Source organism: Rossellomorea vietnamensis, from assembly GCF_008180415.1.
In the GTDB taxonomy this organism is placed as follows: Bacteria; Bacillota; Bacilli; order Bacillales; family Bacillaceae_B; genus Rossellomorea; species Rossellomorea vietnamensis_C.
This window is the reverse complement of record NZ_VTEI01000005.1, coordinates 171,375-191,018: the sequence shown is the minus strand read 5'-3', so window position 1 is coordinate 191,018 and position 19,644 is coordinate 171,375. Positions and strand designations below refer to the sequence as shown.

At 40.4% G+C, this 19,644-nt stretch carries 19 protein-coding genes; 6 read left to right on the top strand and 13 right to left on the bottom strand.

Annotation, left to right across the window (positions count from 1 at the left end):
• Positions 1 to 106: 106 nt before the first annotated feature.
• Positions 107 to 1,405, bottom strand: coding sequence for a hemolysin family protein (locus FZC78_RS12215; RefSeq protein WP_148940005.1), 1,299 nt, complete (start codon positions 1,403 to 1,405; stop codon positions 107 to 109).
• Between the two features lie 293 nt (positions 1,406 to 1,698).
• On the opposite strand from FZC78_RS12215, the gene FZC78_RS12210 reads away from it, so the two are divergent.
• On the top strand, positions 1,699 to 2,133 hold the full coding sequence (locus FZC78_RS12210) for a YndM family protein (protein WP_148939976.1): 435 nt from the start codon (positions 1,699 to 1,701) through the stop codon (positions 2,131 to 2,133).
• A gap of 476 nt (positions 2,134 to 2,609) precedes the next feature.
• Positions 2,610 to 2,789, top strand: coding sequence for a hypothetical protein (locus tag FZC78_RS12200; protein ID WP_148939975.1), 180 nt, complete (start codon positions 2,610 to 2,612; stop codon positions 2,787 to 2,789).
• A gap of 92 nt (positions 2,790 to 2,881) precedes the next feature.
• On the opposite strand, the gene FZC78_RS12195 is transcribed toward FZC78_RS12200, so the two are convergent.
• Both FZC78_RS12195 and FZC78_RS12190 read right to left on the bottom strand, forming a co-directional pair.
• Positions 2,882 to 6,040 carry a DEAD/DEAH box helicase gene (locus tag FZC78_RS12195; protein WP_148939974.1) on the bottom strand — a complete coding sequence of 1,053 codons (3,159 nt, stop codon included), beginning with the start codon at positions 6,038 to 6,040 and terminating at the stop codon, positions 2,882 to 2,884.
• Between the two features lie 168 nt (positions 6,041 to 6,208).
• Entirely contained in the window at positions 6,209 to 7,174 is a 966-nt protein-coding gene (locus FZC78_RS12190) for a DUF2268 domain-containing putative Zn-dependent protease (RefSeq protein ID WP_148939973.1), read from the bottom strand.
• A gap of 197 nt (positions 7,175 to 7,371) precedes the next feature.
• On the opposite strand from FZC78_RS12190, the gene FZC78_RS12185 reads away from it, so the two are divergent.
• Positions 7,372 to 7,680, top strand: coding sequence for a PadR family transcriptional regulator (locus tag FZC78_RS12185; RefSeq protein WP_148939972.1), 309 nt, complete (start codon positions 7,372 to 7,374; stop codon positions 7,678 to 7,680).
• A gap of 34 nt (positions 7,681 to 7,714) precedes the next feature.
• Positions 7,715 to 8,899, top strand: a complete 1,185-nt coding sequence (locus FZC78_RS12180) for a chromate transporter (protein ID WP_148939971.1) — start codon at positions 7,715 to 7,717, stop codon at positions 8,897 to 8,899.
• A 741-nt stretch (positions 8,900 to 9,640) separates the two neighbouring features.
• Here FZC78_RS12180 and FZC78_RS12175 read toward each other — a convergent pair.
• The gene (locus FZC78_RS12175) at positions 9,641 to 10,210 is read right to left on the bottom strand and encodes a nucleotidyltransferase family protein (protein ID WP_148939970.1); all 570 of its coding nucleotides are present in this window, start codon (positions 10,208 to 10,210) and stop codon (positions 9,641 to 9,643) included.
• 210 nt (positions 10,211 to 10,420) lie between these two features.
• The gene (locus FZC78_RS12170; protein WP_148939969.1) at positions 10,421 to 12,607 is read right to left on the bottom strand and encodes an FUSC family protein; all 2,187 of its coding nucleotides are present in this window, start codon (positions 12,605 to 12,607) and stop codon (positions 10,421 to 10,423) included.
• Positions 12,608 to 12,869: 262 nt separating this feature from the next.
• Between FZC78_RS12170 and FZC78_RS12165 the strand changes: the two genes are divergently transcribed.
• Together FZC78_RS12165 and FZC78_RS12160 are read left to right on the top strand one after the other, a co-directional pair.
• Positions 12,870 to 13,304 carry a MarR family winged helix-turn-helix transcriptional regulator gene (locus FZC78_RS12165; RefSeq protein WP_148939968.1) on the top strand — a complete coding sequence of 145 codons (435 nt, stop codon included), beginning with the start codon at positions 12,870 to 12,872 and terminating at the stop codon, positions 13,302 to 13,304.
• Positions 13,305 to 13,370: 66 nt separating this feature from the next.
• Positions 13,371 to 13,997 (top strand): FMN-dependent NADH-azoreductase, encoded by a 627-nt coding sequence (locus FZC78_RS12160; RefSeq protein ID WP_148939967.1) that lies wholly within the window; start codon positions 13,371 to 13,373, stop codon positions 13,995 to 13,997.
• A gap of 58 nt (positions 13,998 to 14,055) precedes the next feature.
• Here the strand turns inward: FZC78_RS12160 and FZC78_RS23705 are convergent, their stop codons facing one another.
• The 8 genes from FZC78_RS23705 to FZC78_RS12125 form a co-directional block, all read right to left on the bottom strand.
• Complete coding sequence (locus FZC78_RS23705; RefSeq protein WP_187444923.1) at positions 14,056 to 14,208, bottom strand: hypothetical protein; 153 nt, start codon at positions 14,206 to 14,208, stop codon at positions 14,056 to 14,058.
• Between the two features lie 101 nt (positions 14,209 to 14,309).
• The gene (locus FZC78_RS12155; protein WP_148939966.1) at positions 14,310 to 14,840 is read right to left on the bottom strand and encodes an NADPH-dependent FMN reductase; all 531 of its coding nucleotides are present in this window, start codon (positions 14,838 to 14,840) and stop codon (positions 14,310 to 14,312) included.
• Positions 14,841 to 14,935: 95 nt separating this feature from the next.
• On the bottom strand, positions 14,936 to 15,406 hold the full coding sequence (locus tag FZC78_RS12150) for a hypothetical protein (RefSeq protein WP_148939965.1): 471 nt from the start codon (positions 15,404 to 15,406) through the stop codon (positions 14,936 to 14,938).
• A gap of 21 nt (positions 15,407 to 15,427) precedes the next feature.
• Positions 15,428 to 15,673: a DUF1450 domain-containing protein gene (locus tag FZC78_RS12145; protein ID WP_148939964.1), complete on the bottom strand. Its 246-nt coding sequence runs from the start codon at positions 15,671 to 15,673 to the stop codon at positions 15,428 to 15,430.
• Positions 15,674 to 15,964: 291 nt separating this feature from the next.
• Positions 15,965 to 16,561: a nitroreductase family protein gene (locus tag FZC78_RS12140; RefSeq protein ID WP_148939963.1), complete on the bottom strand. Its 597-nt coding sequence runs from the start codon at positions 16,559 to 16,561 to the stop codon at positions 15,965 to 15,967.
• A 597-nt stretch (positions 16,562 to 17,158) separates the two neighbouring features.
• On the bottom strand, positions 17,159 to 18,280 hold the full coding sequence (locus FZC78_RS12135; RefSeq protein WP_148939962.1) for an NADH-dependent flavin oxidoreductase: 1,122 nt from the start codon (positions 18,278 to 18,280) through the stop codon (positions 17,159 to 17,161).
• Positions 18,281 to 18,322: 42 nt separating this feature from the next.
• On the bottom strand, positions 18,323 to 18,697 hold the full coding sequence (locus tag FZC78_RS12130) for an IDEAL domain-containing protein (RefSeq protein ID WP_148939961.1): 375 nt from the start codon (positions 18,695 to 18,697) through the stop codon (positions 18,323 to 18,325).
• A gap of 162 nt (positions 18,698 to 18,859) precedes the next feature.
• The gene (locus FZC78_RS12125) at positions 18,860 to 19,282 is read right to left on the bottom strand and encodes an Rrf2 family transcriptional regulator (RefSeq protein ID WP_148939960.1); all 423 of its coding nucleotides are present in this window, start codon (positions 19,280 to 19,282) and stop codon (positions 18,860 to 18,862) included.
• Positions 19,283 to 19,644 lie beyond the last annotated feature (362 nt).

The window sequence follows — 19,644 nt, the reverse complement described above, 5'->3', positions numbered from 1 at the left end:
CGGGGAAAAATCCGGCTATTGGGATTTTTCCGTAAGCAACAAAATATGAGAAAACTGCCTTTACAAAAAACCAGCCTTCGCATTAATGAAAGACTGGTTTAATAACTTACTCTTTTGTCACTTCTAAATATTGTATCTGATGCCCTTCCCCTGTCTGCACTTGAAAGACATACCCCTGTTCAGTAAGCATGTCAGCTTCCTTGTCATTCTTGAACCGTTCGGAAAGGAACCAGCCGCCGATAGTATCAATATCGTCGTAGCCTATGTCGGTTCCGAGAATCTGATTCACATCTCTTAAAGGCAATTTGGCAGCAAGGATATAGTGGCCTTCAGAGACTTTCCTGATATCCGCGATCTCATCTTCGTCAAATTCGTCCCTTATCTCTCCTACTATTTCTTCAATGATATCCTCTACCGTCACCAGCCCGGAAGTACCTCCGTATTCATCCAATAGAATGGCTAAATGCGTTCTTTCTTTCTGCATTTTTACAAGAAGGTCATGAATGTGAATAGTCTCAATTACTTTAATGACAGGACTCAAGAATTCTTCAATCTTTATTTCTCTATCTGATTTTAAATCAGCCATGTCGGAGGTGATCAATTGTTTGATATTCAGGAATCCAATAACATTATCTTTGTCACCTTCGACAATAGGATAGCGGGTAAATGTCTCAGTCGAAATGGTTTTCCATACTTCTTCAAAAGATTGATCTTTATCTATTGCGACCATTTCTGTCCGTGGAACCATTATTTCTTTGGCGACTCTTTCATCAAATTCAAAGATATTATTTACATAATTCAATTCATTCTTGTTGATTTCCCCGCTATTATAACTTTCAGAAAGCAGGATTCTTAACTCCTCCTCCGAATGTGCCAGTTCATGTTCAGAAGCTGGCTTCAGTCCGAATAAACCGACTAAAAACCTGGCGGATCCATTTAAGAACCAAATGAATGGAAACATGATACGGTAAAACCATATAATGGGCGCTGAAAACAGCAGGGTAACAGCTTCCGCTTTCTGGATTGCTACGGTTTTAGGTGCAAGCTCGCCTACCACTACATGTAAGAAAGTAACCAGTGCGAAGGCTATACCGAAGGAAAGGATATGGGTAAGCGATTCATTCAATTGAAAGTACTCAAATAAAGGATGCAGTAATTTTTCAACAGTAGGTTCACCAAGCCAGCCTAATCCTAATGCCGTGATCGTGATGCCCAGCTGGCAGGCTGATAAGTACTCATCCAAATGTGAGATGACCTTCTTAGCTGACTGAGCTCCTTTTTTTCCTTCCAATACCATGTGATCAATCTTGGAGGATCGAACCTTTACGATGGCAAATTCAGTCGCTACAAAAAATCCTGTTAGTGCAATTAAAAAGATAATGAGAAATATATTTAGAGTTGTCAAATTGTGTCTTACTCTGTAAGACATTCACCTCCGGAAAAAAGTATGCAAACGTATATGATAACGTTTTTCTTATAGAGTATTATTATCCTCATAGTATTAAGTTAAACTATATTCAGTCCATTTACATACATCTCAGATAAATGAGCTGCAGGCAACAGGGCCTATACAGGATTTTTTAATTCCATACCCGCAAGAATAACTATATTTCATTCATGTTTTCTGTGAATTTTTCACATGGTGTATGAAACCAGCCTATTTGCCAAACAATAAGAGAAAAAGGAGTTAATTCCTACGTGAAACATGTAAACGTTCTCTTCATTAAGTTTGCAGCCAGCTTGGTTATTTTTTGGATTAGTCTGGATTTATTTTTCGAAGCGACAATAATCGATATTCTCTCATTTAGTTTACTGTTAACAGTTGTTTCTTATTTTGTTGGTGATCAAATTTTGCTGCCCCGGATTGGGAAAATGAACGCTGTCATAACTGATTTTTTCCTCACGTATCTCGTTGTCTGGATATTTGGAGGTATCTTGTTTGACAGTTATCTGCAGGTTGCTTGGGGAAGCATCATATCAGCACTTCTCATAGCTGCCTCTGAAGTTTTGGTTCATTCCTATATCATCAAGAGTATTTCATCAGAAATCCGGAAAAACAGGCCATCCTTTAATCAAGCTTTTGCATATGAATTTGCTGAAGAACAAAATCCAAAACCAGATAAAGATAAATGATTTCTTTAAAGAAACACTTGGTCTGAGGTTTTACTCGCGAGACAGATCGTTCTGTTATTACAAAGGAATGGGCTTAGAGATGCAATGATCTCTAAGCCTTTTTCAATGGCTCTTTTACTACAAAATTATTCTGCAGTATAATGATCATTTTTTCGGAATGAGCATTAAACAGCTATTATATTACGAAAAGAGCCTTACATAAACATAAGCCATTCTATAGATGTCTTCTTCAAACTGATGAAATAGTTTCATTTCCTTTTTGCGCTTTTCTTACTAATCGGATTATAGCCACTCACCTCTTCGATAAAAGTTTATACTTATTAGACAGGCACAAGGCGACACCAGCTCAATTTTTTTAGAATTTTCCCATTTTGTCATAAAAAGTACTCATGTTCATATATTTTTAATACTTATATATTGATAAGGTATCTAAAAACGTATTATAATGAAATCAATCTTTTTCACGAGGTGGTTAAATGGAAAGTCACAGGAGTAAAAAAATTTCGAAACTTTATCGAAGGATCGTTACTTCTGATGAAACGAAAGCTTTGCTGATCTATAATGGTTTGGACAGCAGCATGAAAGAGGAACTGCAGCAGTTGATGAAAGAGATTGGCACAGAAAATACGAAGAGTATACTGAACAGGATCAGCTGAAATAGCACTTACTTTTAAATGAATCTTATAAACTAAAGACCAAGCCTGAACTTATGTTCAGGCTTGGTCTTTTTATGGTTTATTACATGCGTCTAAAGGTTTAAGATTTCCTTGATATCTTCTTCTGTCAAAACGGTGTCTTTCTTCTCCTGGGAGTCGATTAATTCCTCGACCAGATGTCTTTTTTTCTCCTGCAGCTCATTCATTTTTTCCTCAATCGTTCCTTTTGCCACAAGTTTGATAACCTGTACTGTATTTTTCTGTCCCATTCGGTGAGCCCGATCTGCTGCCTGTTCTTCTACAGCCGGGTTCCACCAGGTATCAAATAAAATGACCGTGTCGGCGCTATGGAGGTTCAAGCCTGTTCCGCCGGCTTTCAGGGATATAAGGAATATGTCGCGTTCTCCTTCATTATACCGCCTGCATAAGTCTATTCTCTCTTGGGAAGGAGTGCTGCCATCAAGATAGAAGAAAGGCAGCCCCTTCCCTGCCAGCTCTCTTCCTATAAGATCAAGCATTTTTGTAAACTGAGAAAAAATCAGTACCCTTCTGCCGGACTGTTTAGATTCTTCAATAATCGAAAGCAGCTGTTGAAGTTTGGCTGAATCTCCTTTATACCCTTCCACAAAAAGGCTGGGATGACAGCAGATTTGCCTGAGACGAGTGATTCCTGCCAGAATTTTGATCTTATTCTTTCTCAGTGTGTCTTTATCCAAATGCTTAAGAGTATCGTGCTTCAGTTTAGCCAAGTAGGCAGCATAAAGCTTCTTCTGCTGGGGCAGGAGTTCGATGGATTCCCTCATTTCCATTTTGGCTGGAAGCTCCGAAAGGACATCCTCCTTTACTCTCCGCAGCATGAAAGGCTTGATCCGCCGGGCAATCGTTTTTCTTGTTAAATGGCTGTAATCCTTTAAACCCTTAAAAAGCTGCGGAAACACGACATGGTAGATGGACCACAGCTCTTCAATCGAATTCTCGATCGGAGTGCCGGACAGGGCAAATCGATTAGCGGCATCAATTTTTTTTACGGCCCTGGCTGTCTGGGTAACAGGGTTCTTAAAGTTTTGTGCTTCATCAAAAAACACAACAGAGAAGGCTTGTTTTTCAAACCATGAGATATCCATCTTCAACAATGGATAGGAAATGATAATAACATCCCTTTCTCTGAAATTTTTCTGCAGTGACTGTCTTTGTTTTTTATTGCCATCCATGACAACAGCTTTAATGGCAGGGGTGAATTTTTGGAATTCGGCCAGCCAGTTATACGTCAGGGACGAAGGACAAACGATCAATGCCGGGCTTTCCTGTTCCCTGATTGCAGGAATTATTGACTGAATAAATGCGATGCTCTGTACGGTTTTTCCCAGCCCCATATCATCAGCCAATACACCGCCAAACCCATAATGTGCCAATGTTTTCATCCACTGATAGCCCTCTTTTTGATAATCTCTTAAGATGGAAGAGAGATTACTGGGAATGTCAAATGAGAGAGAGCCGGGCTTCCGCAGACTTTCTATTAACTCACGAAAAGATTTTTCAATTTTGAAAACTTTGCTCGAATCTATATGATCAAGGAGTTCCAGGCATTGATCCATAGGAAGGGCCAACCCTTTGGCAAAGTCAATATGATCGGCCTGAGAATTTCTTAGGAAACGCTGGATTTCTTGAATTTCCTTTGATTCCAGAGAGAGAAGAGAGCCATTTTGCAGCCGGTAATATTTACGCTGTTCCTGAAGTGAGGATAACAGTTCGTGTATGTCCCTCTCAGGTATACCATCCATATCGAATTTAAACTCCAGCCAGTTCATCCGGTCCCGCTTTACTTTGACCCGGATTTTCGGCGAGGACTTCCCGCGGAAGATTCTGTTTCTGACGGCTGTGGTGGCATATATTCCTGCAAGTTTTTTGAGCTTCGGCACCATATAATACAGAAACTCGTATTCCAATTCTTCGTTGTGGAGAATGTACCCTCCCTCTGTCTTAGCGAAAGAGCTTTCTTCCATAAGGGATAGTATTTCTTGCTCCTTTGCTGTGTCCCTCACCATCATCTTTCCAGTGGGAATCTCTTTATCTTCCAGTGGATTTATAACAATATTTTCATATTGAAATTCAAGTCCAGCCAGCAGCCGGTTTTTCACTCTGTCGAGATACAGCTTTGCAACAAGAGGAGTTGTCATGTATTTTTTTCTAAGAGACCCGCTTATCTCGACTGTCCCCAGTCTTTTTAAGTCCACACCCACTTTTTCAAGAAAGTACGCTATCCGGCTTGAGGGTATAGGTATTTTGCTCGTTCCCGAGAAATCCAGCATATCTTTAATTTCAGCCAGCCTTCTACAGTCCTCCGGAGGAAGATGGTAGAGCTTACCTTCACAGAACACAGAGTTGTAGGGAAGGAGCACCACCATCCAATGCAATCCTCTTACCTTCAAGTAGTAATCTCCTTCGTCATCATCAAAGGTGAATTGAAGCGGAAGTGGTTCCTTCGCTATCTGAAGCCCCTTGAACAGCTGGCCGGCATCGTCGATGAGAATATTTCCATCGTCCTGCAAAAGCGGCTGAAGCGGCTGCCAGGACGTTGGGGGGATAAGCAAAAGCTCTTTCGTTTCTTGCACAGATGAATGTTCTTCCTGGTACACTTTTTCATCATGAACAACTTTAATTAGCTGCGTGATCACCTCATTGGTTTCTCTTAAAAAACAATAAAATTGCGGGTCATAGATAAAATCTCTGGAGACCTGATAGGTTTGTCCATCTCTTACTCTATGTAAAAATGTCCGAATATCTTTGATCCATTGACGGTTGATCATTAATTTTAGAGAGAATAAAGATTGTCCGTCTGCTGTGCGAACTGGTTTTAGAGTGAATTCTGCCTCCATCACTCTTCTTGTGTCGAAGTGGCGCTGGCGGCCGCTGGATTTTATTTTATTCTCAAAAAGCGTCAAAAATCCTTCCGTTAGATCTTGGCTCCCTCTTTGGCTGTCTTTTAAGGCGATGAGGACAGCCGCGACGTGCTGACATTCGAGGGTAAAAGAGGAAAGTTTAGGACAGGTGCATTCTGTAAGAATTCCTCCATTGTGATCACTGCTGATGGTCACATGGAAATCCTCCGAGCTTTTTACGACTGCCTTGCAAGCATCTGCGTGGTCTTCTATAATTTCAACAGCATTCTTTTTAAAATACGTTTCACCTCTTTTGAAGGAGACACTGCCGCATTTATCTGTGATGATTTTGGTACTCAGTTTGATGTTCAATGTTTTCTCCTTCCTTCCGGGCGGTCTTAGCTAACTGTATTTTAACATATTTTATTTCCTCTCAAGAAAAACCAGCTCGCTATCTAATTTAACTGTTTTTACAGAAACATAAAAAGAAGCGGCCGAAAATCATCTCATGATTCTTGTCCACTTCTAAATAAAATTTATTTATTGATAATGCTCCCTGTATCTTCCTTCTTCAAAAATTTCCTTTCCGCTCAGGCCTGTCCAGTCCAGGGGTTCACTTTCAGGATGATAATCGATATAGGATTTCACCATCTTATATCCTTCTGAATAGCCGTATGACCGTGGTAGTCCATTTCCGCCAAAAATGATTTCCATCGATCGGTTAAAATTATTGCTGTACAAATCCCCTTCTATTTCTGCCCAATCCTTCTTGTTGTAATCTGGATTAACCTCTGTTCCTAGGATGTCAGGAAATACAACCTTTTCGAACATCACTGCTTTGCCTTCAAAAACAAGATTATCAAGTACCGTTTGCTGGTTTCCGCTTTTCAAAAACTTTTCAGACCAAACACTGTGATGGTATTCATGCGCGGTTACTGCCTTTAAAACATCCTCGGTATAGTTTTGCGAGTATAGAATATTGATTTTTCCGGAACCAACCGTGACAGCAGCTGAGTTGGTTCTGCTGATACTGGGAAAGATACAGACATTTGTTTCCTTATCAGCAGGAAGCAGCTCTGAAGATTTAATTAATGCTTCTTTTATAGACTCTATGTACTGACTGTTTTCAATTTTCTCATTCAGATTCATCACCCTATCCAATGAATGGGGAACCTGGCCGGTGATGCTTTCTGACATATGAGAAAATTCTCCGTCTGCAAAACATTGCTGATAAACTGGATCGATGACCTCCTGTTGATAGAGATCTTTCTCAGATTTTCCTGTGTTTTTATCCAAAGCACTTATGTAATTACCGTAGAGTTTATAAGCATCAATGATTTGGTAGGATTGACCGCTTTCGGGATGCTGGAAGGAATGAATTAGATCTTCGGCTTCCATTCTGACATCCGTTTTCTCTGCTTTATTCATATCAACTTCTCCGGCCTGTTCCTCTGAACAGCCAGTTAGTATTAAGCTTCCAAAGAGTAACAATAGTAAACGCTTCATTTTTTCCTCCTTAATATAATGTAGAGTTCCTATCCATTATACCATAAAGTTCCAATTCCGCATCTTGATTACCCTTTATGTTAAGTCACTGTAAATATTCCTCTATCGCCTTGAAAAAGTTAAGTTCCTCCTATAAACTGTCTATATCGTAATTCGATATTGGTTTTCGAAATTGAAGCCATTGGAGGTTCGTAATTATGGAGGATAAAGTACTAAGAAAACTTTTTCTCGGCTTCATTCACATACACATCTTACATCATGCCAAAGAGCATCCTGTATATGGAACGTGGATGACAGAAGAATTAAGAGAGCATGGTTATAGTATTAGTTCAGGTACACTCTATCCTATCCTGCATTCTATGGAGACGGATGGGCTGCTTGTGAGAGAAGATAAAAATGTAGGAGGCAAAATCCGAAAGTATTACAGAACTACTGAAAAAGGAAATGAAATCCTAAAGGAAGCACGAGAAAAAGCATACGAATTATTCAGGGAAATTAAAGAGTAATGAAAACAATCATGATTGAAAAGAAGGTGAAGAAATGAAACAGAAAACAAGTCTTAAAGTTCTATTGGAAATCCTGATCATATCAACCAGACTTGGCCTTACCTCCTTTGGAGGGCCTGTGGCCCATTTAGGGTATTTTCATAATGAATATATCTTAAGAAGGAAATGGATAGATGAAAAAAGCTATGCAGACTTGGTAGCGCTCTGTCAATTCCTTCCCGGTCCTGCAAGCAGCCAGGTCGGAATTGGGATAGGAGTCATGCGAGCAGGGGCATTAGGAGGAATCGTTTCCTTTATTGGATTTACCCTCCCCTCTGTTATTGCATTAATTTTATTCGCAGTGCTGCTTACTGAATTCAATGTTGCAAATGCCGGCTGGATTCAGGGGTTGAAGATTGTGGCAGTAGCGGTTGTTGCCCATGCGATTTTAGGGATGTCCGCTAAGCTCGCTCCTGATCTGTCTAGAAAAACATTAGCCCTGCTAGCTTTGATAGTCACTCTTCTGTGGCAGAGCGCCTTTTCTCAGGTTGCTGTGATTCTCCTAGCCGGGTTAGCAGGTTTCTTACTGTATAAAAATCATTCAGACACTCAGAAATCGGAATTAAAGGTTCCTCTATCCAAAAGATTCGCCATCATCTGCTTGACGTTGTTCTTTGGATTGCTGATTCTTCTGCCAATACTTAGAGAAGCGACAGCACTTAACTGGATTGCCATGTTCGACAGTTTCTACAGATCAGGGTCTCTCGTGTTTGGAGGTGGCCATGTTGTTCTTCCTCTATTGGAACAGGAATTTGTACCAACAGGCTGGCTGAGTGAAGAAGCATTTCTGGCAGGTTACGGTGCAGCTCAGGCAGTGCCTGGTCCTCTGTTTACTTTTGCAGCTTACCTTGGTGCCGTGATGAATGGCTGGCAAGGAGGACTGATTGCAACAGTTGCTATTTTCCTTCCCGCCTTTCTTCTGATTTATGGAACGCTTCCTTTCTGGGACTCTCTCAGGAGAAACCCGAAGATCAAAGGTGCTTTAATGGGGGTCAATGCTGCAGTAATTGGAATCTTGATTTCAGCTTTTTACCACCCGATCTGGACCAGCACAATCCTGGCACCTGTCGACTTTGCGTTTGCAGCAGTTCTTTTCAGTATGCTCGTGTATTGGAAGCTTCCGCCTTGGATGGTAGTATTGACTGGTGCCATCGGGGGATGGATAATAGGAATGGTTTAAGAATGAAGGCTGCCTCTGGGTGGTCTTTTTTTGTTGGTCTATACATGAAGCTTTTTGGAAACTGTAATAGATTATATTGAAAAGGATTTCCCTATCTTAAAATGCGAGTACGTAGAGAGTAAACACCCTGCTCCAGCGAGAAGAATTACCCTATGTCTTTCTGCTTTAACACGGCCTTGTGGCTTTGTACGATGCCATGAGGACAAGGTTATTTCTGTTAGAAAAAAGTCCCAGTTGATTAACGGGTTCTGTTTTCTAGTACTAAATTAAAAATTGCATATAAAAAGGAATGTAAAACCGCATTGATTTTGGCACTCCTTTTTTGTTGATTTAAGGGTTTCTTGCTGGTAAATCTGTTCAAGTGGTTATAAAATATTCCCGTAAATAGCAAATGACAGAACTTTTTGTTCTACAAAATATAAGGCGTCAATTTCCTATACACTTTAAATCCTAATACTAATATATAGGAAAGTAGTTAATTATAAAAAATCTTACAATAATTTGATTGGAACGGAAGGTGCGTGATCTCCTGCGGGACTAGCGTGACAGGTGAGACCCACAGGCGAAGCCGAGGAGGCTCACCGCACGCCCCGCGGAGTCACGCGCCTGGAGTGGAAATCAATAGACATTGTTTTCTTGTAGGAATCACTTAACATTTTCTTTGGCTAATTAGAAGTTAATACTTCAAAGCAGAACCCGTTACCTGTCGATACGATTTTTTATTATAGATCATCTACCTAATCAGTAAAAGACCTTAACCTTCTTCCAAGTCGACTGCCAATCCTTCTTGATAATTCGATCTTCGTAGATTGAGGCAAGTTCTTTCGTGGTTTTAAATTGTGGAGTTGCCCTGATTTCCATATTGATGACATCATCCAAACCATGAGGGGCACTAAGAATCAGATCTCCTTTTGAGTCCAGCTTCAAGCCTAGTGCAGTGGCAGTCTCCGGAAACTTTGAAATCGCATCCACAGATGATGTATATGGCGGCAGATTATTGATAATATGCATTCTTGCTTCGTTTTTTACAGACCACCTGACATTGGGAAGTTCTTCCGCTAACTTCCTTTCAAGCTTCTTTTCAACACCTTCGTTCACCTGTGCGGAATCAAAGTAGACCACATCCACGTCAGGGATTTCCGTTCTTCCACTAAAGCCGTGCAGGGTATCCCAAATCTTTGACCGGACAAAACCAGCGCAAATCCACCAATCAGGCAGATCTAAGGTTCTTGCAGCTTCTAAAATATCCACCATCCATTTATCTTCTCTGACCACTTGGAGTACATCACTTTCATTTGTAATCATACTCATCCCTCCTGACCGAACGTATACTCTTATAGTAACACATACTTATTCTCGAGACTTATAACCTTGGAGAAAATCGGAAATATATTAAAAAGGCTCTATTCTAAAGGATTGTTGCTGAAGAATGCTGTTTCCCCTGTCCTTCCCTTTTGCGTAGGAGAAGTGGAAATCTGAAGGCGTAACCACTGAGGAAACAGCCAATAAAAAAGAGCGGAATCACTTCCGCTCTCCTGCCCCTAATTCCTTACCAAGGGCGACGATTGATTGGTTAATACGCCAAATATAATACATATGGTGGATCAAATCGGCTTTCCCCTTTTGTCTGCTTGGTGATAGAGTTTCTATTCTGTCTCTTTCTTCATCCAAACTCCAGAATAGGGACTTATTCTCCTTTTGTTTTATAAGATCTTGGAGTATATCCATGTTGATTCTAAGTTTTCTTTCTGTCATGACAAACACTTCCTGTAAATCCGCAGGGACGCCGGCAGAGACATTTCTATGTGAGGAAGCAAGCAAGTGTTTGGCGTAATAATTGATAGAAGTAACCACCAGCATCCATCGGCTGATACCAGACTTTCTTGCAGAGTCCGGCCTTTGCGGAAGTGATTGTGCCTCATCCTTGATCACTTGCAGCTTCTGATCTAAATCGAAGGCTTGGTCAGTAAGTTCTTTAGGCTCCTGATCTATGAATGTCTTTAAATAATCAGAGGTGTACCCTTTGAGCTCTTCCAGAAAATCATCGAAAGACTCTGTTACTTTATCTGTCGTCTTCTTTGGCAGAACAAGCGCAGACACGAGCAAAGCGATCAGAGCTCCTGCAATGGTATCAATTACTCTGGCTGTAATTAATTCAACACTGATTCCGCCGAGCAAGAGGTCATACATGAAGGCGATCAGCATTGTGATAAAGAAACTCATCCATGTATACGAAACGGTAAAAACATAAAATGTAAGAAAAATGACAACAAAAAGCAATATCACTTCAAGGGCGGCATTTCCTGTCACAAGATTTGCGGCAATGAAACCTGCTATTGCTCCAATTACTGTACCAAGTGAGCGCTGAAAGCCTTTAACGTAGGTCCTTCCGACTGATTCTGTTCCAATCTGAATAATAAAGGTTGTCAGAAGTACCCAATATGGCTGTACAGGTGAGATAATATGCCCCGTAATTATGGCAAGTATACCAGCCACAATGGACTGAACGGCTTTCCTTGTTGTTGGTTTTAATGTTTTTGTTTCTTCTTCTTCCGGCAGATCTGTTTTTTCCTCTTGTGAAGAATCATTGTAGTATTTATCGATGCTCTGGCGGGACTCTGGAGAATTCAGTGATTGTTGAATAATCACAGCAGCATCGACTACATGGTTTGCAATGGATTCAATTCTTCTTAGAGGATAAACCCACTTTTGGGGTTCCTCCTGCAAATTCAGAACTTCAGCAAGTAGTAAACGAAGCTCTTGCACAGCAGATTCAGCGTCTTGAAGAGCGAGTGATGAGTAGTTATGGGATAGAACTTTAGTATCCCTTAAGGATTGAACGATCCGGACGACTAATTCCTTAATATCATTCTGCTCGAAAGCTCGCTGCGCCTCCAATTTTTCAACGGAAGCTGTCAGCGTTTGAATAAGCATTTCAGCATCAAATATATAAAGGCGTAGTTGGGAAAGCGTGATACCCGGCCATAGCTTCCTCAAGTCTTCCTCGGTAATGTCTCCCGCTACCATTCGAGAGTATTCGTTCAATCGTTGAACATTTTTATCCAGCAGTCTCTTTTTCTGTTTTCTGTTCTCCGGTTCTAATATCCATTGAATTAAAAGTGTGAGAACCAGATTCGTCTGAATATGAAAAGAACGCATTCCTCTTCTTAATTCATGGGCCGATCCTTTGAAGATGACAAAATTATATAGAAATGAAAAAAACACTCCGCATCCAATACCTATGTAAAACCAGGATAAATGAGCTGCATCCAATCCCAGAATCGATGAAAAATAAGTCGTCATAAAGGCAGTCATGCCCATTGAGAAATACCGTATCTGTAATTTGGAAAAATAAAAGGCACTAAAAATGATAATGACCATTAAAATATTCAGAATAAATGGGTGGCCCGTTGATAGAGAACCAAGAGTAACACCTGCTGCCCCGCTTACTCCAATAAGAAGCGTAGTTACTTTTTTCTTTGCCAGCGTGTCATCCATTACCAGCATGATTGACAGCAGTCCCACCATACCGGCAACGATGGCAGGAGTTATGGTGCCATAATTAAATACATTAAGTAAAAGCATCATAGTAAAGACGGACGTGATGATGCTGATCGTTGTTTTACCTGCCGACTGAAATCTTTTTCTGCCGGGGTCTGACGCTAGAAAGCGGCCCAGCCAAACAGGGTGATTATGTAATTTCTTCATTTTTTATCATACCTTTTCTAAAAACCATACATTCTACTCTTATATCGTACCCTTCTTCATTAATAGGTAATCCAGGGCTTCAATCAGTTTTTAGATTCTACCATAGATCTTGAATATAAATACAGTAACTTGTCTTATCCCTTTTCCCTGCTTTATAGATTTGACTTTAAACAAAAATCTTGTTATTTGACTTCTATTTTATAGACGATTATACTGTTCCAAGTAATTGGTCGTTATAGCAACTAATTAACGGAGGAAACCAGTGAACATTAAATTTAAAGATTATATAAGTATCAGTATTCATAAAACCGATCTGAACCTGACCAGCTATATTAAATCAATGCTGGAAGATTTCAACCTGGCTCCAGAGCAGAATCTGGTCATGATGCTTCTTTGGGAAAAAGATGGCCTGACTCAAAATCAGCTTGCTGAAAACCTGGGCAAAGACAAAACCAATATTGCCCGTATGGCCTCGAATCTTGAGAACAAGGGGTTCATCAAACGAACCAGCTGCCAGGATGACCGCCGCTCTCTAAAACTTTACCTGACCGATACAGGAAAAACCTTGGGAGATAAGGTGCTTCCCATCACTGAAGAGTTCAACTCGCTGGTTTGTAAAAATATCTCTTCTGAAGAGGTTGCGGAATTAGAAAGGTTATTGAACAAGATCAACACCAATGTTCATGGAGAGAAATGAAAAATCTCTCTATCCTGAGAAGTTGCTATGACAACTAGAGTATATATCAACGGAGGTATTACCATCATGGAAAAAGTATTATTTATTAAAGCAAACTGCAGGCCAATCGAACAGGCTGTTAGTGTGAAGCTGTATCATACGTTCTTAGAAAATTACAAGGAAGCACATCCTGAAGATGAGATCACCGAGCTTGATCTTTTCCATGAAAATCTTCCTTATTATAATAATGACATGATTAACGGAATGTTTAAGCTTTCGAGAGGCATGGAATTGACTGAGGAAGAGCAAACAGCAGCAGACACGGTCAACAAATATCTAAATCAATTTCTTGAAGCAGACAAAGTAGTTTTTGCCTTCCCGCTATGGAATTTCTCGGTCCCAGCCGTTCTCCATACGTATCTTGATTACATGGCACAAGCAGGAAAAGCATTCCGTTATACTCCAGAAGGACCTGTAGGATTGCTTGGTGAAAAAAAGGCTGTATTGCTTAATGCACGGGGCGGAGTCTATTCAGAGGGTCCTGCACAAAACTCAGAGATGTCAGTGAATTATGTTCAAACAATGCTGAGCTTCTGGGGAGTGACGGATATTCAAAGCGTAATCATAGAAGGCCACAACCAATATCCGGATCAAGCACAAACAATTATTGAAGAAGGATTAGCAAGAGCTGCTGAACTGGCTGGCCGTAAGTGAACAACTAAAATAAACAAGAAAAAGTGGATGCCCTGCTAAAGGCATCCACTTCTTTTGGTTATTTTAAATAAGGAAAACAAGGAAACTTGATCAAAACCTCTGCTGAAACAGGAGTGACAATGGTTTGTTTACTGTTGACAAGCTGTTTCGATGACAGTGAATCCTTCCCGCTCCCATCATAGTAAGTCGGCTTTTCTGAATAATGAAGCATTGGCCAGCCCCCGGGTTCTTATGTATTTCTTTTAGTATAGCTCAAAATAACATTTATTGGAATAGTTTTCCTGTAAAATGGGGGCTGTCTTTGCTTATAGTTTAGTTGGAAGTATATAGTTTAATCATCTCTTCACTCATTTTCTCCATTCGATTCAGAACATCCTCATTGATAATAACATTGCTTCCGTCGAAGCAGGAAGTGTGAACGAATACATTCCTTGCAGGCAGGGTCCCTTTCAGGAAAGAAATAATTGGCTTTAAATGATACTCCGGGACCAGGTAATGTTTTTCTGATCCTGCAGTTGCGACCATCCCGACCACTTTACCGTCAAATCCTTCCTGAGGGATATGGTCAAACAGATTTTTGAGTACCCCAGAAATGGAAGCCTGATAAATCGGTGTCCCAATAACAAGAAGATCTGCAGAGAGAAGCGTTTTAACGACAATCTGTGTATCTTCATTATATTTTTCTAAAGGATACCCTTTAACCATTTCTACGTCAAAGTCCCTAAGATCAATCATTTCAGTTTCCAGGTTTGCATTCAGTCTGCCAGCGGTCTTTAAAGTTTCATTCACCGCAATGGCGGTCTTTGAACCAGCCAAGGCACCTGATAGGCCAACAAGCTTCATATAGTACTACCTCCCAATGGAAATTCTTATGCTGTAAAGCAAACATTCTCATTATTTTCACAATTATACATTACCATATAAATTGAAAATATTCGCTAATTAAGCTTGCGTTTAGGAAAATCCACTATCAGTTTCAAATGAATCATGATGAAAATGACAAGAAATACAGCTGCCGGCAGCCATTCAAGCGGAAAAATCAAATCAGCTGCATACCCAGCCAGGATTGGAAGGGGCAGCGAGAATGCTGCCATTTTCCATAAATATTGATACTTTAATTTCCGTTGTAAAGCCGCAGCTGCTCCAACCAGCAAGACGGTAATCAGGGATATTCCCGCAAGAAGTGCAAAAGCTGCAAAAAACGGGCCTAGAACAAGGAATTGGATCAGGAAAAGGCTTCCCCCTTCTCTTCCATTGATCAAAACCTCCACAAACCCAGGAAGGTTGATGATGATGACTAAAGAAAACAAATAAAACAAAGTATTGGTCAAATCTGTCTTATTTAAAAAGTTGCGTGCTTTTTTGTTCGGCAGCTTAAAAGCATTGTTATATATACGAATCAATTTCATGCTAACCCCTGCCATTCCATCTTATGCATAAATTGCAAGTTCTTTTTCTATATGCTCTTCAATCTTTTTCAAGCATTCTTCAGCAGTCTTGGCAAAAATCCGCTTGCCATTAACAATAGCATAAGGACGTTTGGCACACATGCCGCAAAAAGATAAACAAGTGTTTTCAAGGACAGATACTTCCGGATATTTGGATTCAAGTATCTCTTCCAGATTTATAGAATTAATCAAACTGCCATCGCAAATTTCAACAACAACAATTCCCATTCCGGATTCCTCCTTTTTAGGTGTAGTTATAGTATTTGGGATAATGCCTTTTACTTTAGATTAAGCTCTTTTCGCTAACTTTGTGATTTTTGGAAAGTAACACCTTATGAGAAAACAGTCATAGCTTAAGAACCAATTATAGCAAATTAGATCAATTTATTCTTAGACTAGAAATGACAATTTCAAAAACCCTGTCTTGGAAAAATGGATTGACAGGGTTTTTTATCCGATTCAAATGAAGGGTGAGGTTTGTTTATCAAAATAAAAATCAGCGTAGGAATGTAAGCAGAATTATAGATTCTCAAAATCTTTTTCGGCATTAAGCCATTTCACACATGTACTGAGATCTTTCCGTTTACCTTGGGGAGCCTCTCTTTTGGGATAACCGAAATAAAGAAACCCCAGGACTTCCCCTTTTTCGGATAAACCGAACAGCTCTTTCATTTTCCCATGGTAAGCGGGTTGACCAGTTCTCCAAAAGCCGCCGAGACCAAGGCCGTGTGCGGCAAGAAGCATATTTTGTATAGCTGCATACACAGCTCCATATTCTTCTATGTCAATTACCTTAGGATTATCAGCTGACGGTTCAACTGCCACCGTGATTACAAGGGGAGCCCTATACGGTTTGACCAGCGTTTTCTCCAGTTTTTTTCGGCTGGTTTCACTGGATGGGTCGTCCATGCTCTCCTTCGCGATTTCAACCAGAACACTTCCTAGAGGTTTTCTCCCCTCGCCAGTCAGCACAAAGAAACGCCAGGGTTCAGTACGAAAATGGCTTGGTGCCCAGCTGCCTGCCTCCAGTAGTTGATGAATGACTTCTTCCGGAACCGGTTCGTCTTTAACCAGCCCCATGCTTCTTCGAGATCTGATTGCTTCAATAATATCCATGTATTCACCTCCAAAAGTTATAGCTCCCTACTTATATATGATAGGATTGGTACATTTATTTTACTAAGACTATTTAGCAGGAAAGGGGTTATGGCAAAGAATGTGGCTCCTGTGTTAACGAAAGCTGTTATCAGCCTGATCCCAGTGCGTATAATATCATTTTTAAAAATGACCATGCTTTACTATTAATACAATTCGAAGCTGACTGAGCTATTAAAACTTAAAATTGGAATTATGACGGCTGTTAAAATAGTAATACACCCAATATCGTATAGTTGTTACAGCAACCATTATTTCCTCATATTCTTATCTAACTACCTCAGCAAAATGAACCCACATGGTGTATGTCTTTATCACTGGTTCTTTTCGTATTCTTTGTTGCTATTTGATACTAATTCTGAAGAAATATCAATATTAAGAAGTAAAATGCGGTAATGTTGAAATGAAAAGAGCTATTCTTACCCGATAAGAGATAACTCTTAGTATCCTGGTATATCCGAAAGCAACAATATATGTGTAATCAGCCTTATCATTTGAACTCTTGTCCAGTGTAGTAATATAAAGATAAAGCGGCCAAAAGCGGCCGCTTTATAGTTTCTAGTCTTTTACAGGGAACCATCCTGGTGTGTTGATGATGGCGTTCCACAGATAATCGGGTATCACTAATTTTTCTTGATCGTCTTTTGACAGAGTCGTTGCTATCTCGTCTTCTCTACCCTCTTCCACTTTTTGGACCCAGTCCGGTTCCATGATCAGCTCACGGCCCAGCGCCAGTAAAGGGACACCTGCGTTAAGAGCTTTTAGCGCTTCTTCAGGAGTATGAATACCGCCTACTCCGATCAGCGGGGCCCTGTCATTGATTGTGTTTAACAGATATTGAATTCTTGTTTGATCAGCTTCCACTCCTCTTCTTGGTTCAGACCAGAAGTCCATTAGCGATACATGCAGATAATCAAGGTTCTGATCGGCAAGTTTGTCTACAAGAACAAGAGTCTCATCCATCGTTATGCCTGGTGTTTCCGGCTCTTCAGGAGAGAAACGGTAACCTATGATGAAAGAATCTTCTGCGTGCTGTGCAGCTGTTTTTTTAACTTCATCAACGACAGCCAGCGGGAAATTCAAGCGGTTTTCCAAACTGCCTCCCCATTTATCTGAACGGCGGTTGGAATGCGGCGAAAAGAACTGCTGAAGAATATAGCCGTTAGCTCCGTGGATTTCTACCCCATCGAATCCTGCTTCAATCGCACGGCGGGTCGCATCACCGAAAGCTTTAATGATTTCTTCTATTTCTCTTTCCTCCAGGGCTCTTGGAGTATGTTCGCTTCCTTCTGCAGCCACAGCACTGGCGCTGACGATGTCTCCATCAGGTACCAATTCTGGAGGGCAGGCTCTTCCTCCATGGAAAATTTGCAGAATAGCTTTTGTTCCCTGTTCTTTTAGGGCATCTGCCAGTCTTTTCAGGCTGGGAATCATTTCATCGCTGTCAGCTGCAAATTCACCTGGAAACCCTTTTCCGTTTGGAGTAACATTTGTACAAGCGGTGATAGCCATTCCAACACCTTTGGAACGGCGGATATAATAATTGATTTCTTCATCTGTTACAGTCCCATCAGGATTTGAAGCAAAGTTGGTCATAGGAGCAAGGACAACCCGGTTTTTCAATTGTACTCCATTTTTAAAAGTAAAAGTTTTCAGCAAAGCATCATAGTTTTCGTTCATTTCTAAACACTCCAATTCAATTGTGGGTAAGATTCAAATTTTTTACAAATGGAAATTTAACCGGCTTCCTGTAGAAAATGGCTTTCTTGCTTGGCCATTGCTGGCAGGACCTTCATGAAGATCCTTCAGGTCTGCAGTCAGTCGTTCAAACCATTCCTTATCATGTGTCAGAAGAGCTAGGTCAATTAGTCCAAAAATATCAGCTTTGGTTTTTTTGTGAAATTTTTGTAATGGTGTAACTGATTGGATAGGTGTCTCAATGGAACTGCCTTTTACTCCGACTTGTTCAGCTTGGACAGCTTTTATTCTCACTGACTTGCCGTTATTATTCACATTTTCAATATAGCCAATGACAATTTCACCTTCAAAGGACTTGGCTTTAACCCAATCTCCAACGGTTATTTTCTTTGTATTCATGCACTCACCTTCCTATAAATGTAATTATAAAAGTTACAGTTATACTAAAAGAAAAGCCTAAATGGTTTTAACACTTAAGCTGATATCATCAATTGTGCAATTTACTTCGAACTTCTTACTGTAATCATATAACTTACAGTTTTTGTTGTCAAATCATCAGTCTCATTCTGTCTGCCCTTTGATTTGGTTCAATACTGATTTTATGGTGGTTTTATCAAGATATTCCGCAAAAAATTGATCAGCTTCTAAGAAAATACCATTGACAACTTTTTGAATATTGGTTGAAATTAGACAGGATTCTTCTCTTTCTCCCTTGCACCATGTCGGTTTAATGGCTCCGAAAGAGACGGAACGATATACCTGTCCCAATGTAATGTCTTTTGGATCAGCAGTAAGAGTATATCCCCCACCGGTCCCTTCTTTTGTTTTTACAAAACCTGCCTCCCTGAGACAGCTCATGATTTTCCTGACCCTCACCGGATTAGTTGCGACGTTATGGGCGATTGACTGGCTGCTCGCCATATGTTCAGGCAGATAAGCTAAATAGACTAAACTGTGAACGGCAATCGTAAATTCACTATTCACTGCAATCACTTCCTCCAGACTTCTTACTGTAATGATATGATTTACAGTTGGACATGTCAATGGTAGCGGATTTTGCTGGACTGCCAGTGCGAAAAGGTTTAGGTGAGGCTCTCCTGATCCTTCTGCGGGCCGGCTGGAATTAAAAGCAGGATATTCACCGTCTCATAACGGCAAACTACATAGAGTAAAAATCACTAAGCAAAATTCTTGCATTCAAATCCGCAACAAGCCAAAATCAAGAGGTAAAAATACTAATGCTTTTTTCGTAAACTTGCCTGAGTTATCTTGAAAAGAAAAGAGCCCATCTCCGCAATTAGAGAAGAAATCCGGCTCTTGGGGTTTTTCGAAAACAGCAATTATGA